The sequence below is a fragment of the Paenibacillus sp. GP183 genome, assembly GCF_900104695.1.
Classification (GTDB): Bacteria; Bacillota; Bacilli; order Paenibacillales; family NBRC-103111; genus Paenibacillus_AI.
The window spans coordinates 277,908-290,942 of the sequence record NZ_FNSW01000002.1; the positions used below are offsets into that span (position 1 = coordinate 277,908).

Annotated in this window: 15 protein-coding genes and 2 riboswitches; of the genes, 10 read left to right on the plus strand and 5 right to left on the minus strand. The window is 40.9% G+C overall.

The features are described 5' to 3' along the window. Positions 1 to 149: 149 nt before the first annotated feature. Complete coding sequence (locus BLV33_RS28000) at positions 150 to 512, plus strand: MarR family transcriptional regulator (RefSeq protein ID WP_253187294.1); 363 nt, start codon at positions 150 to 152, stop codon at positions 510 to 512. Between the two features lie 98 nt (positions 513 to 610). Next, the gene (locus BLV33_RS28005) at positions 611 to 1,837 is read left to right on the plus strand and encodes an epoxide hydrolase family protein (protein ID WP_090799647.1); all 1,227 of its coding nucleotides are present in this window, start codon (positions 611 to 613) and stop codon (positions 1,835 to 1,837) included. 316 nt (positions 1,838 to 2,153) lie between these two features. Here BLV33_RS28005 and BLV33_RS28010 read toward each other — a convergent pair whose 3' ends face one another. The 4 genes from BLV33_RS28010 to BLV33_RS28025 form a co-directional block, all read right to left on the minus strand. Then, entirely contained in the window at positions 2,154 to 3,029 is an 876-nt protein-coding gene (locus BLV33_RS28010; RefSeq protein ID WP_253187299.1) for a sensor histidine kinase, read from the minus strand. Positions 3,030 to 3,058: 29 nt separating this feature from the next. Continuing rightward, the gene (locus tag BLV33_RS28015; RefSeq protein WP_090799648.1) at positions 3,059 to 3,856 is read right to left on the minus strand and encodes an ABC transporter permease; all 798 of its coding nucleotides are present in this window, start codon (positions 3,854 to 3,856) and stop codon (positions 3,059 to 3,061) included. Beyond that, complete coding sequence (locus BLV33_RS28020; RefSeq protein WP_090799649.1) at positions 3,849 to 4,772, minus strand: ABC transporter ATP-binding protein; 924 nt, start codon at positions 4,770 to 4,772, stop codon at positions 3,849 to 3,851. Before BLV33_RS28020 ends, BLV33_RS28015 begins: the two co-directional genes overlap by 8 nt. Positions 4,773 to 4,847: 75 nt before the next feature. Then, positions 4,848 to 5,747, minus strand: coding sequence for a response regulator transcription factor (locus tag BLV33_RS28025; protein ID WP_253187295.1), 900 nt, complete (start codon positions 5,745 to 5,747; stop codon positions 4,848 to 4,850). Positions 5,748 to 5,924: 177 nt separating this feature from the next. On the opposite strand from BLV33_RS28025, the gene BLV33_RS28030 reads away from it, so the two are divergent. The 8 genes from BLV33_RS28030 (at position 5,925) to BLV33_RS28065 (ending at position 11,533) form a co-directional block, all read left to right on the plus strand. After that, positions 5,925 to 6,440, plus strand: coding sequence for a GNAT family N-acetyltransferase (locus BLV33_RS28030; protein WP_090799651.1), 516 nt, complete (start codon positions 5,925 to 5,927; stop codon positions 6,438 to 6,440). A 427-nt stretch (positions 6,441 to 6,867) separates the two neighbouring features. Next, positions 6,868 to 7,086 carry a hypothetical protein gene (locus tag BLV33_RS28035; RefSeq protein ID WP_090799653.1) on the plus strand — a complete coding sequence of 73 codons (219 nt, stop codon included), beginning with the start codon at positions 6,868 to 6,870 and terminating at the stop codon, positions 7,084 to 7,086. A 400-nt stretch (positions 7,087 to 7,486) separates the two neighbouring features. Beyond that, positions 7,487 to 7,699, plus strand: a complete 213-nt coding sequence (locus BLV33_RS28040) for a helix-turn-helix transcriptional regulator (RefSeq protein ID WP_090799838.1) — start codon at positions 7,487 to 7,489, stop codon at positions 7,697 to 7,699. Further along, on the plus strand, positions 7,696 to 8,139 hold the full coding sequence (locus tag BLV33_RS28045) for a hypothetical protein (RefSeq protein WP_090799654.1): 444 nt from the start codon (positions 7,696 to 7,698) through the stop codon (positions 8,137 to 8,139). Before BLV33_RS28040 ends, BLV33_RS28045 begins: the two co-directional genes overlap by 4 nt. Before the next feature lie 195 nt (positions 8,140 to 8,334). Next, a complete protein-coding gene (locus BLV33_RS28050) occupies positions 8,335 to 8,553 on the plus strand; it encodes a tautomerase family protein (RefSeq protein ID WP_090799656.1) in 219 nt (72 codons plus the stop codon). 114 nt (positions 8,554 to 8,667) lie between these two features. Then, positions 8,668 to 8,997 carry a hypothetical protein gene (locus BLV33_RS28055; RefSeq protein ID WP_090799657.1) on the plus strand — a complete coding sequence of 110 codons (330 nt, stop codon included), beginning with the start codon at positions 8,668 to 8,670 and terminating at the stop codon, positions 8,995 to 8,997. Positions 8,998 to 9,305: 308 nt separating this feature from the next. Beyond that, positions 9,306 to 9,390, plus strand: a riboswitch (cyclic di-GMP riboswitch). A 1-nt stretch (position 9,391) separates the two neighbouring features. Beyond that, a riboswitch (cyclic di-GMP riboswitch) is annotated at positions 9,392 to 9,474 on the plus strand. 174 nt (positions 9,475 to 9,648) lie between these two features. After that, complete coding sequence (locus BLV33_RS28060) at positions 9,649 to 10,209, plus strand: DUF5317 domain-containing protein (RefSeq protein WP_090799659.1); 561 nt, start codon at positions 9,649 to 9,651, stop codon at positions 10,207 to 10,209. Next, positions 10,187 to 11,533, plus strand: coding sequence for an HD-GYP domain-containing protein (locus BLV33_RS28065; RefSeq protein WP_090799660.1), 1,347 nt, complete (start codon positions 10,187 to 10,189; stop codon positions 11,531 to 11,533). The genes BLV33_RS28060 and BLV33_RS28065 overlap by 23 nt, the downstream gene beginning before the upstream one ends. 230 nt (positions 11,534 to 11,763) lie before the next feature. Here BLV33_RS28065 and BLV33_RS28070 read toward each other — a convergent pair whose 3' ends face one another. Then, on the minus strand, positions 11,764 to 12,726 hold the full coding sequence (locus tag BLV33_RS28070) for a GGDEF domain-containing protein (RefSeq protein WP_171909414.1): 963 nt from the start codon (positions 12,724 to 12,726) through the stop codon (positions 11,764 to 11,766). Positions 12,727 to 13,035: the final 309 nt, after the last annotated feature.

Consider the following 13,035-nt stretch of genomic DNA (forward strand, 5'->3'; position numbering starts at 1 on the left):
TTTGGAGTCTTGGCCAACTAAATTTACATTAGACATTTATATAAGTTTGTGATATAGTTTTATTCATGGAACCTAAAAATAACCTGACTGAGTTGAACGTTAGCGACTTCACTATGGTGTTCGAAGATTTAACGAGGATTTTCATTCGGTTGCCGTCAATTGAAAAACTAAGCTTCACTACAGTTTCCGTCCTGCACACGTTGTCCCTCAAGAGTCCCATGCGGCTTACTGAGTTGACAGTTAATGAGCAAGTTACGCAGTCGGCAATCACACAGTTGGTGACCCGACTTGAACAAGACGGGCTCGTCGAGCGCCGACCAGATCCAAATGATGGCCGAGTCGTTCAAGTGCATATTACCGCACTGGGGGCAAATGTTATTGATTCGCGTCGTTTGGATCGTATGACGAAGCTGTCGAAATTCATTGAAGGGCTCACTCTGGAGGAAAAACGGGCAATTGCATCCGCAATTCCCGCATTGAGGCGTCTGGTCGAACTGGGAACCGATTCGTAGTCTCAGTCGCGGTTGCATTTCCGTTGTTCATACCCGAGTGACGGACGAAACAAACGAATACAAGGAAGTGCATTCCATTCGTACAAGGAGGAACATTTATGACAACAGCTCCTTTCGTGCTTGAACCCAGTCCGATCTACGTATCGGATGAGTTACTTGCTGATCTTCAAAATCGTTTAAAGTCCACTAGATGGCCTCTCGATGCCGGTAATGATGACTGGTTTTACGGTGTTAGTCGGAACTACCTTGAAGAACTCGTCGACTATTGGATTAACGAGTTTGACTGGCGCAAATCCGAGAAGGCGATCAACGTCTACGAACACTATAAAGTAGATGTTGACGGAGTTCCTGTGCACTTTATGCGTAAACCGGGCGTGGGGCCCAACCCTGTACCATTGATCCTGTCCCATGGTTGGCCTTGGACGTTCTGGCATTGGTCCAAGGTCATTGATCCACTAGCGGACCCTGGCGCATTCGGGGGCGATCCGGCTGAAGCATTCGACGTAATCGTGCCCTCGCTTCCTGGCTTCGGATTTTCGACGCCACTGCCAAACAACCCGGACATGAACTTTTGGAAAATCGCCGATCTCTGGCATACGCTCATGACCGATATTCTCGGCTATGCGAAATACGCGGCAGGGGGATGCGATGTAGGCTCTCTTGTGACCGGCCAACTGGGACACAAATATAGTGACGAGCTCTACGCAATACATATCGGGTCTGCTCAAAAACTGAGCTTGTTTAATGGAGATCGCGCTTGGGATCTCTCCGGAGGCCGTCCCATTCCCGACAACATCCCTGAGAAAATCCGATCGCAGATTTTGGAGTTTGATCGCCGTTTCGCATCGCATCTCGCCGTTCACGTTCTTGATCCCAGCACACTCGCCTACGGACTGAGCGACTCGCCAGTTGGAATGCTCGCATGGATCTTGGAACGATGGACCAGATGGAGTGACAATAACGGCAACGTCGAGAATGTCTTTACAAAGGACGACATCCTTACACACGCAACAATCTTCTGGGTCAACAACGCCATCGAAACCTCAATGCGCGTCTATGCGAACGCTAACCGCTATCCATGGACACCCGATCATAATCGCTCGCCTGTCATTGAGGCACCAACCGGTATAACCTTAGTGGGCTACGAAAATCCGCCGGGTATCACGACTGAAAATCGCGTACCGAATTTTCTCGACAGCGATCGGGCTCTTTGGTATAAACATGTCAACATCACAGCCCACGAACATGGTGGACACTTCATCCCTTGGGAAATTCCGGACAAGTGGGTTGAGGATTTGCGCCGCACCTTCCGAGGACGTCGATAAGAGATTCAACAGGATCAAGCCTTCAATAAAGGATCACGGTTCTTTGGTCGTTTGCTATTGAGTTAACGAAGACGATAGTTCAGCGTTATTTACATTTTGGTTCAAAGAAAAGGCCATCCTACAAAGGATGGCCTTAAAACTTGCCGTTACAGACAGCGCGGTGAACCCTACCACAAGTAAAGGCAAAGGAATTAATAGGGCTAATGGCTCTTAGTCTCCCCGATAGATTTAAGGAAGCGGATCGGCAGAAAAAATTACGTCTCACGTCTCTTACAGCACTAAACTATTCTCGTTAGGGTCTCTGAGATTTATATAATCACAGCGGAAGTTCAACTCTTATCTCAAGGAACCCGCCTTGTATGGATGCACCTGTGTTGCCGCCCATCTGACCCGCCAATATCCTAACGATAGACAAGCCTAAACCTGTACTATGGCTTCTTGCTTGATCGCCAGTATAGAAACGGTCGAACAGACGCTTCACATCGATTGAGGAAGCATTTATCACAGGATTTCTAAAAGATATGACGGCTTTGTCCGCAGTCAATAAACTTACTTGTATATCTCCATTGGAGTGCTGAATGCAATTACGAATTAGATTATGGATAATTCTCGTGACCATTTCTTTATCAGCATGGACAAATATAGGTGGTGTCTCCTCGAGTTGGATAGCTAGATTGTTGTCTTCCAATGCGGGAACTGACGCTGCTAGACACTCTGCCACAAGATTAGTAAGGTTTATTCGTTCGATATGAAGTTCTGGTTCCGCGTTTAGGAGATAGGTATATTCAAAAAATTTTTCGATCAACCGCCCCAATTCATCGGCATGTTTTTGGGCAATGTGCAGTTTCTTTTGTTGATCGTCGTTCAACTGACCATTTCCCATAAGCTGCTGATAGCCCTTTATAGCAGTTAGCGGTGTTCGTAAATCATGAGAAATATTTGCAATGAGCTCTTTAAAGCGCTTTTCCTCACGAATGCCTTTAAGACGAAGGATTTCCTCCGCCTTTAGGCATTTGTTAATGTTAGCAGCCAGAGTATTAAGCTCCCTGCTCACGAGTTCCAAACTGACAGGTTGATGTGTATGTTCAGTCAGCCGCTTGTCCAACTGTCGGTTGATGCTGCGCAATTGCCACTGTAAAAAGGCGATATACAAGGCGAGCAAAATAATAAGAATGACCAAAGTGCCCGCCACAATTATCAACGCTTTCACCAACCTTTCAGCTACTTAATTTCCGATTTTCTAAATGCTCTGTATGTGACGGCAAGCATTACAATAATAAAGCCCAAACTAACCGCGATTGCCTTGACCATGTCTCCCGTTCCCGTATTCAATGTCACAAAGGCGTAGTTCCCTCCATATGGCGTAGAGGAGAAAATACGATCAAACACCGCAGAACTTTCGCTTAATTTTATTAATTGCGCACTAAGAATTGAAAATCCATAATAAATAGCAACTACGAAAATGGGCTTTTTAAGTATAAAGGCAAGTGGTACACAGATACTCAATTGTGCCACATATACAATCATCAAGGTCAACATGACAGCCAACAGTTTCAGCACGCCTGATGCAGACAAGGTTGTACCATCCACTGATGTTAGTACATGCAGGAAGCCCACTGCTACGGAGCCCATACTGAACTCGGAACCTGTGCTAAGGGCAATCCCGGTTATGATGGCATAGGGGAGCAGGATGAACGCCAGGGCAATGCCCAATACGATTGCCTTGCTAATGATGACAGCCCCTCGGCTACTGCCGGTTGCAATAGCATTATGGGTTGTTTTATTATCGAAATCACCACAAATTAATAGGGCTGCGGTAACACCGCCGAGAATGCTGATGATGTTTATATCAGAGAACATGAACCCGATTCCTGTCATGCTGGCTTCAACCTTACCCTGTGGGATCAGATATGCCATAACTGCCATGGCTACCGCACTAATCGTTGTGATTCCCAATAGAATCATCATTGCTTTTGATTTGCGCAATTTAAATAAATCCGCCTGAACCAAATTAAACATCTTGATCACCACCTATTACAGAAATAAAGTAGTTTTCAAGCGTATCTCCCTCGATAGAAAATTTCGTAACGACAATCCCATTTTCATAGAGAGCCTTTGCCACTAAATCCTTTCCATCCAAATAATCATATAGTTTAACGGTCTTATCCGGCATGACCTTAAAATTGGAGGTGTCCAGCTGCATCTCCAATACGCTCGTTAATTTTTCCGGCTGGTTGCAGCTGATATAGATGTGATGCTTGCAATTTTCTTCAAGCTGCTCAAGGGTGAGGGTTTGCCTGATCTCGCCTTTATGGATGATGATATAATTCGTTACGGTCTGATATAGCTCCGGCAAATTATGGCTTGAAATTAGTATGGTCATTTGCCGTTGTTCGCACAGCTTCTTCAGCAGTTGACGAATTTCTACGACGCCCAACGGGTCGAGTCCATTGATTGGCTCGTCCAAAATCAGCAATTCAGGGTTGCCAAGCAGAGCGAGCGCAATACCTAAACGCTGCTTCATGCCAAGCGAAAAGTTTTTTGCTTTCTTAATTCCTGTGTCGGCAAGTCCGACCAGTTCCAACAGTTCTTCCTCAATATCTTTGTTTGGGACACCACGCATAATTCTGTGAAGCTTGAGATTTTCTTTCGCACTCATATGGGGAACAAATCCGGGATTCTCGATGATGCAGCCCAGCCGTTTCCTCTCACCCTGCAAAGCACGCTCGCCGCGATGACCGAAAAGCTCGATGCTGCCCTCCGTGGGAAATGAAAGCCCGGCCAGAATGCGCATCAGCGTTGTTTTTCCTGCGCCGTTCTGCCCGATTAAACCGTATATTTTACCGGATTCCAACGTAATCGACACATCACGCAGCGCAAAAGAGCCTCGGTAGCTTTTCGTAAGGCTGTTTGTTTTCACCACATATTGTTTCATTTTGCTCACCTGCCCTTTCTGACTTTAGTGTAATTTCCATTGGTTTAGAAAAGGTTAAGGGTAGCAAAGAAATAGTCAGGAAACAGATAATTCTTTGTATAGGCGATAACCCAAGCCCCATACCGTTTCGATATATTCTTCATTCGGATTTGCTTTCTTGAGCTTGTTGCGCAGATTGCTGATATGAGTCTTAACTGCATTATCATCACCGAGGTATTCATCTTTCCAAACCGATTCATAAAGGTTTGATTTTGTAAAAACCTTACCTCCATGCTTTAGCAGCAACTCCAGTATCAGAAATTCCTTTGCAGTCAGATCAATCTCAGTCTCGTCTATAGTAACGCGCTTGGTATTGTCGTCCAATGCCAAATCTTTATATCGAAAAACTTTGTTTTCTTGTATTTGCTTATGCGCACGCCGCAGATTGGATTCTACACGTGCCACAACTTCCCCTAAATCAAAGGGTTTGGTGATATAATCGTCCGCCCCCAGCTTCAAAAGATCAATCTTCGTGCCAACCATATCCTTTGCGGAGATGATTATTACAGGGGTATCAGAAAACTCTCGTGTCTCTTTAAGTATTTCATCCCCGCTTTTGTAGGGAAGCATAATATCAAGCAGTATCAAATCATAGGAGTTATCTTTGATTTCCTTTATTCCATCGGTGCCGGTATAGGATGTTTTCACGTTATAACCGGCATTGATCAATGCTTCTGCCAACATTAGATTGATATCTTCTTGATCTTCAATAATTAGAATCGTTTCCACTAAAACCACCCAGTCCTTTTCCGTTGTTCCGTTATCTTTATATCGGTGATTTTTAGGTTTTTCTGTATCACATTTTTTCGAGAGTTCGGGTGAAATTGTGTAACGCCCAACTGGAGATAAAACGGTAATAGTGACAGCCGAGAGGGATTTTTCGCCGATAGTGTCAGTGCAGTCGTAATAAACTTGAAAATGCATTTGAACTCGCACTTCTCTAAACTCCCTCGGTACGATAGTTGATTGAGGCAGACCGCCACCACGGTCTGTTTTTTTTCATTGAACAAATGGGCAGGAGAGTATTAATAATACAGAAACTTTCCAAAATGATGAGCTTTCTATCTGGTAAAATCATTAAGTGATTAACGTAAAGGATGGAGTGAATATCCAATGGAAATTAGGACAGAAAGAATTAGTGATTATGATGAAGTATTTCAGTTAAATTACCTGGCTTTTAAGAACAGAGAAGATGAATCAAGATTGATTGAAAGAATTAGATTATCTAAACAATTCATCCCAGAGTTGTCCCTTGTAGCAGAAGAAAATAATCACATAGTTGGTCATGCTTTATTTAGTAAAGCTGAGGTTATTGACGGAGAAAAAAATCATGATGTTATAGTACTTGCTCCTGTTGCAGTATTACCAAGTAATCAGAAGAAAGGAATAGGTAGTATATTAATTCAAGAGGGGTTAAAAAGATGCACAGAATTAGGTTATGATTTTGTATTTTTGATAGGACATCCAACTTATTATCCCAAGTTCGGATTTAAACCAGCGAGAAAATATGGATTCGAACTAAAACAATTTAATGTATCTGACGAAGTCTTTATGGTGTATGAATTAACCCAAGGAAACACAAACAGCTTACAAGGTGAGTTAAGGTATCCGGAAACATTCTTCGTATAATAGCAAAATATTCATGCTATTTTATTCCGCTTAACGAGTACGATAGCTGAATAATAAAGCTGAAAGGCTGCTGAGTCACAACGATCGGCAACCTTATTTTTCAAACTTCCTTTTTGTACCTATTATCCGCCTGCATTCCGCAATGGAGAAACAGGCGGCTTTTTACTGCTCCTGCTTGGGCGATTTGGAGTTTAAGTAGTACTCAATGCCGTCCAGAATTCGCTCCAGTCCGAAATCGAAGTCGTTTAAGACAGTGTGATCTTCTTCGTTCTCACCTGTATAGGCACCAGACAAAATGATTTATGGATGACTTCACACTAGTTATCACAAAATAAATTTGTTCACAGAGTTTAAAATATTTAGGACCTTTCAACCGGATGGTGCATGATATAATTTTGGAATAAACGAGTTTAGAGAGGTGAGCAACATGGGGTTATATGGATTTTATATTGTGTTTGCGACGATCATGTTAATTGGGGTGATATCCACATTGATGGTCGCCAATTCGAAAAAGAACAAAGAGGGGAATCCAGATTACGATAAAAAAACCAAGGGAAATTGGCTAAGGTTGTCCTGGATCTATATTGTAATCATCGTGCTGGGATATGTTGCCTTCATTTCGTACATCGTTGGTGTCAATAAATGAAGTTACGTTTTGAAGCTTGTCGTAGACTGACGCATTATAATGAGAGTAGATTACCCACGGATTAGATCCATGGTTTTTTTGACTGGACAAAATCCCTTTGATTAAGCTAACTGGCAGGTTTGCACGAAAACGTAAGCACAAAAATCTAACTAAATGGAATAAGATAACCCAAATTTCAAACAATGTATGATACGAGGGAAGTAAGCTTAACATGCTTCAAATAAAAAATGATGCTCCAGTATGAGAATTGAGGAGCTGCCGCGGCAGCTCCTTTTTCTTTCTTCACAATGTCTTGTACAGACGATTTTTGCAAAGTCAGCTTTACATTAAATGCAAAGTATACTATACTATAAATGCAAAGCAAACTAAACATGTAGGCGAGAGGATCGCGGATCAAGCCATGAAGACGAGGATTCAAGAGTTGCGTAAAAAGCACAAGATCAGTCAAGAGGAGCTTGCACTCGCGGTCGGCGTGACGCGTCAGACGATAACGTCGCTCGAGAACGAGAAGTATGTTGCCTCGCTCGTGCTGGCTTATAAAATCGCGAAATATTTTCACTTAACGATTGAAGATGTGTTTGATTTCAGTGATGTGGAGGTTGATGGGTCATGACGGAGTTTCGAACGGTCGTAACGCGGAGATTAAGATGGCTAAACGGTGTAAACGGCGTGTTTTCTCTGATCGTCATTTTGACGGCTCTAAACAGGTATGAGGTCGAAAGCGACGCGGGCGATCTCGTGCACGGACTGCAATTCGGGATTTTTATCGGCATGCAGATCATGATTTTATTGGTAGGGAAAAAGTTGCGGACCGCGCTGCGAAACGAATCGTTACTAAAGACGCTATACATCGAAGAGCATGACGAACGGAAGAAGCTTGTCATGCAAAAGGCGAATTCTTTGAGTTTGTACGTGACGTTGTTTTCCATCTCTTTGACGGCGATCGTATTCGGCTTCTTTAACGTTACGATTTCGATCACGCTGTTTGCAGCGCTGATTGTGATCCTTCTCACAAGGATTTTCACCAAACAATATTACAATCGGAAGTTTTAAGAAAAGCAACTTACGGCTGCCTGGTCATTCCGCTAACGGAGAACGATAGCACCATGGCGAACAGGCTGCAGGCATCATCGACAGCTTGCACAACTATCGGGCAGGATTATTGAATAAGGGACTTGATAATTAAAGGGATATATAATTTACTATCGTACTTTATAAGAAGAATAGAATTATAAGGAGTGGCTTAAATTGCCTGTTATCACAGTAAAGATGGCTAAGGGTAGAACTATCGAGCAAAAACAACAATTCGTTGAAGCGATTACCAATGAAGCAGTTAAAACTTTAAATGTGAAAGAGGAATGGGTTACGGTCATTTTTGATGAATACGATAGAGAAAATTGGGCTTCTAATGGACAACTTCATTCACTTAAATTCGGTGATGGGTTTGGCAAAAAAGGAACAGAATAATTATTTCTTATTACTCCTTTTATGGAACTTAAAAGACACCTTAGAATTACAGATTGAACCGCCGGCTCAACTACGGAAAACGAGAGGTAAAAACAGAATAAAGAGGTTGACAATATGGAGAGCAAGTATAATTCGAAACTCAAAAAACAGCAAGAACGTGAACTTCTTGATGAGTATCATAAATTGGTAACTGAACAAGCCTTGGAGCCATTATATCAATCTTTCATAGAATGGAAACAAGGGGAATTGCCATATTTCGAACTTACTGAGCGTATCCACCTATTCCATAAAAAGAACCAGGAGATCTACAAGGACTTTGAGTACACAGGTCGCCAAGAACTCGTTCTCCTTGCAAAAATGAAATTGGGCCGACTAACTAAGGAGGAAATATTAGAATATAGCTGGCTTCTGGAAAGATGGGGATATGAGGACAATAACAGTTAGATGATTCTATAATTCATGATGAGGTTGCCAAGGTTATATACCCGGCAGCCTCATTGAAGTAACGGGCAGGAATTTGGAGTATAGATTCAAACTTTCGTCTAGGTAAATACTCTACTCAAGACTATTTCCATTGGAGTAATTGTTCTGTGATTTTTCCGAATGATAACCAATTTTTTCATAAATTTAACTTGACCAATTTCGTTGCTAAATGGTAATCTTTTCTTAGAAAAGAGCTGTGAAATGTAGAGGTAACTGGTCGCCTTATCTACATGGAGCTAGTGGCGAACCCGACTTTTCTGATTTTTTGCAATCAGGGAAGAAGCGATGAACTGTAAACCGTAATTTGGTCGCTTGGTTTACACGGAGCAAGTAGCGAACCCGACTTCCTCTCTATTTATAGGGAGGAGCGATGAAGTGTAAGCCTTAATTGGTCGCTTGGCTTACGCGGAGCAAGTAGCGAAACCACCCTCCCTCCTACTCAAAGGAGGGCAAGGAAATGAAATTGAAATCGCTTTTTATTGCATTTCTTATCGTGGTTGCTATCGTAGTAGCAACTGCAGCAGATTTTAATGTTGTGTAAGTAGCCTCGACGGAAGGAACACTACTAAGTTTTTATTAGTAGTGTTCCTTCAAATTTTAAGGGGGAAAGAGATGCTGCTCGATATCATTATTTTGTCTTTTGTCGTCGCGTTTTTACGCGGAGGCAGAATAAAGGAAATCCCTAAATTTCATAAATTAGTATTTTTGCTGATCAGCGTCATTCTGCAGGTGTGTTCCATCTTTTTACCTCACGGGATAGGCAAAGTGATTGTGTCGGTTGCTTATTTATCGGCTATCGTCTTTTTGTACAAAAATAGGATGTGGGAAGATGTACGCGTAATCATGATTGGCTGGATGTTAAATGCAATCACGATTTGGGTTAATCTTGGCAGGATGCCGATTGATCTCGAGCAAGCGAAGAAAACTCCTTTTGATGTGACTGCTCTTTTAAATGGAGATGACTGGAAGCATGCGATTATAGATAATACTACCCGTTTGTCGTTTCTATCGGATATCATCTATGTACCGTACCCGGTTCCGAGGGTTATAAGTATTGGAGATATTTTTGTTGCGTTTGGCGTCTTTTTGCTAATTCAGCGGATGATGAATAAACCCATATCACTAAAAGGACTACACGAGGGGAAATTGAATGTTACTGACAAACAATCTTAAGGAACTTTTGAGAAAAGTCGTACTAATGACATTCCCTTGCCTGGCAGTTATTATTGTCGCAACTTGTATTCCCTATTATGAACAAAGATCATTATGGCCCATTTTGGTCGTTTATTCATTGTTGAGTATTGTAGCGTCATTTATTTCAATTTTTTCAAAAAATTTTGTTTTGACACTGACATCGGCAGTTAATTTTTCAGCAATTTTATTATATGGCCAGCCTGTAGCTATATGGTCATCATTAATTGAAGTCATACTTATTGCATTCTTATATTCTAGCAAACTTGCGACTGCCTTAAATAATGCTGGGCAAAAATTTGTGTTTATTACTATTGTCGCTGTTGTGGCTGCTTACTTGAAGACTGTCCCAATCCGATCTGAGTTTTCTGATTTGCTCCTTATTGGAATATATTGGATATCGAATATAACCATGTGTGCAACAGTGCTGAGTGTGATCTACAACAAGTCATTTAAAAGTATTTTCGTCAACATGATGAAAACCGGCCCTATGATTTATTTCTTGGTATTAGCATTAGGTCTAATCAGTGTCAGGCTTTATGAATCTCTTGCACTATACGGGTTAATCCCAATGTTGTTTGTCTTTGCTCTAATTAGTCGAGTTTTCAAACAATATCATGCTTCCTTGTTAAAATTGGAGTATAAGGTTGAACAAGAGAAACAATTAAATATGTCTCTTATTACCGCTATGGCTTCAGTAATTGATGCAAGAGATCCATACACAAGTGGACATTCCTGGCGGGTAGCCTATTGGGGTAAACGAATTGCAACCGAGCTAAAATTAACAAAGATGGAGATCGATAATGTCTATTTCGGCGGGATTCTTCATGATATTGGGAAGATTGGCATTGAGGATGATATTTTAAGAAAAGAAGGAACATTGAGTGCGGAAGAATATGAAAAAATTAAATTGCATCCGGTTATTGGTTACCAGATTTTAAAAGACGCAAACATTTTTTCGGAATTGTTACCGGCTATTCGTTCTCATCATGAGAGAATCGATGGAAATGGCTATCCAGATGGTTTAAAGGAGAACGAGATACCGTTGATTGCAAAAATACTAACTATAACAGACGCTTTTGACGCTATGATATCAGATCGCCCATATCGAAAAGGACTTTCACTGGAGGAAACGTTGAGACGCATTAATGAGGGAGCTGGCAGTCAATTTGATACGGAGCTGACGGCCGTGTTTATTAAATTAATTGAGAAGACACCTTGGGATGAAGTGGTTGAGCAATTTAAAATGAATCAAGCACAATTGGAAGCAGCAGTAAGTGCACCCATCCCGGAAAATGAAAATTAAAAAGATGGGGGATTTAAAAACATGAAAGAAAGGCGGCAGGGTTGTGCATTCCCGGGCCGCTTTTTTGATAAATTGGGTAAATCAAAAAAATGTCGATGTCTAGCTCGGGAACTACCGCCTTTGGTTTATTTATCCTAGAATTGGGCACGCGATCAACAGTTCTAATTTCGTTAAAATCTGATGCATACTTTGCCTGTCAATGTAGCAATCACTATTATTAAAAACGATACTTAGATGTTGACATAATTGCTACCATTTATTTGCTTTGCTTGTTTTTTAACTCTAGCGGCTTTTAAAGACAGCTCAGAAAGGTCCGTAATTTGTTCAGAGGATATATTTAATATCGCCATTGATAAACTTATTAATGGAAATTTCTTGATTACATGATCCCTATCTAATGATTCAATATTATTTTTTGAATTATCTTCCAATGAATAATAATTCCGCTTTTCGATTTCAAACAATTTAATTACCTGCTCACAATAGTCCTCAGCAGAGCTAGTGGGAAGACAGGTGACAAAATCATCACCACCAATATGTCCAACGAAAGAGAGTTCTTTAAACTCAGTCGAAGTAAGTAATCTACCCACCCATCTAATAACATCATCACCGTATTTAAAGCCGTACACATCATTGTATGCCTTAAAATGATCAATATCAGTATAAATAACTGAAATGGCTTCTTTCTGTTCAATTTTAATTGTTATGTAATCATGAATTCGTTCATTTCCTGGAAGTCCTGTCAATGGGTTTTGTTGAACAGCTTCCCTAAGCTTAAATTCAGTCATAAAGGTCAGCAATTCATAAACTGGTATAACTCCAATGAAATCCTGATCACGAGTGACTATAATGTCATCGTAAATGTCTTCATAAATTCTTACAGTTGCTTTTCTTGATACTTCATCGATTTTCATATTCCAATCGACAGTTAGAATATTTGAATACATAACTTCGTTTAATCGCTTTTTATAGTTTAATGCGACACCATACAGAGTCCCTAGTAAACGGAACATATCTATACTACGAATAATTCCGACTGGTTTAGTGTCCCTCATGACAATATATGTACGATTAGAAGACTTTTGAGTTCTGATCTTATCCATAAAGTCGCCCAATGATTCATTCTCGTCAACGGTATGGCCTGGTTGGATATGAATGTCTTTCAAACAAGGGATACTATCCCATTTACCCATAAGCTTACACTCCAAGATCATTTTAAAAACTAAATTGGGAATAACCAACGGTCAAAAACCAACAAAATTTATTATAGCACTAAAAGCTATATAAATGGTTATTTTTACAAAAAAATATACAGTTTTAGGTATTCATATATTAATCAAGAGGTTTTTCAAAGAAGAAAGGTTACCAACGATTGACTAACCAACAATTCAATACCGCGTTAACGTATGAGGGTATGGAGCATGGCTTTTTCAACTACGGATTACATGAGAACAAGCCTTATCATGATACCAACCAACGTATAGAAGCATTTTTGCAATCAA

What these genes read in the sequence shown, in the direction of transcription:
- BLV33_RS28035 (WP_090799653.1), top strand. Translation starts at nt 6,868, where the DNA reads ATGGGGTTATATGGATTTTATATTGTGTTTGCGACGATCATGTTAATT.
- BLV33_RS28060 (WP_090799659.1), top strand. Translation starts at nt 9,649, where the DNA reads ATGCTGCTCGATATCATTATTTTGTCTTTTGTCGTCGCGTTTTTACGC.
- BLV33_RS28020 (WP_090799649.1), bottom strand. Translation starts at nt 4,772, where the DNA reads ATGAAACAATATGTGGTGAAAACAAACAGCCTTACGAAAAGCTACCGA.
- BLV33_RS28045 (WP_090799654.1), top strand. Translation starts at nt 7,696, where the DNA reads ATGACGGAGTTTCGAACGGTCGTAACGCGGAGATTAAGATGGCTAAAC.
- BLV33_RS28065 (WP_090799660.1), top strand. Translation starts at nt 10,187, where the DNA reads ATGTTACTGACAAACAATCTTAAGGAACTTTTGAGAAAAGTCGTACTA.
- BLV33_RS28070 (WP_171909414.1), bottom strand. Translation starts at nt 12,726, where the DNA reads ATGGGTAAATGGGATAGTATCCCTTGTTTGAAAGACATTCATATCCAA.
- BLV33_RS28040 (WP_090799838.1), top strand. Translation starts at nt 7,487, where the DNA reads ATGAAGACGAGGATTCAAGAGTTGCGTAAAAAGCACAAGATCAGTCAA.
- BLV33_RS28005 (WP_090799647.1), top strand. Translation starts at nt 611, where the DNA reads ATGACAACAGCTCCTTTCGTGCTTGAACCCAGTCCGATCTACGTATCG.
- BLV33_RS28055 (WP_090799657.1), top strand. Translation starts at nt 8,668, where the DNA reads ATGGAGAGCAAGTATAATTCGAAACTCAAAAAACAGCAAGAACGTGAA.
- BLV33_RS28015 (WP_090799648.1), bottom strand. Translation starts at nt 3,856, where the DNA reads ATGTTTAATTTGGTTCAGGCGGATTTATTTAAATTGCGCAAATCAAAA.
- BLV33_RS28030 (WP_090799651.1), top strand. Translation starts at nt 5,925, where the DNA reads ATGGAAATTAGGACAGAAAGAATTAGTGATTATGATGAAGTATTTCAG.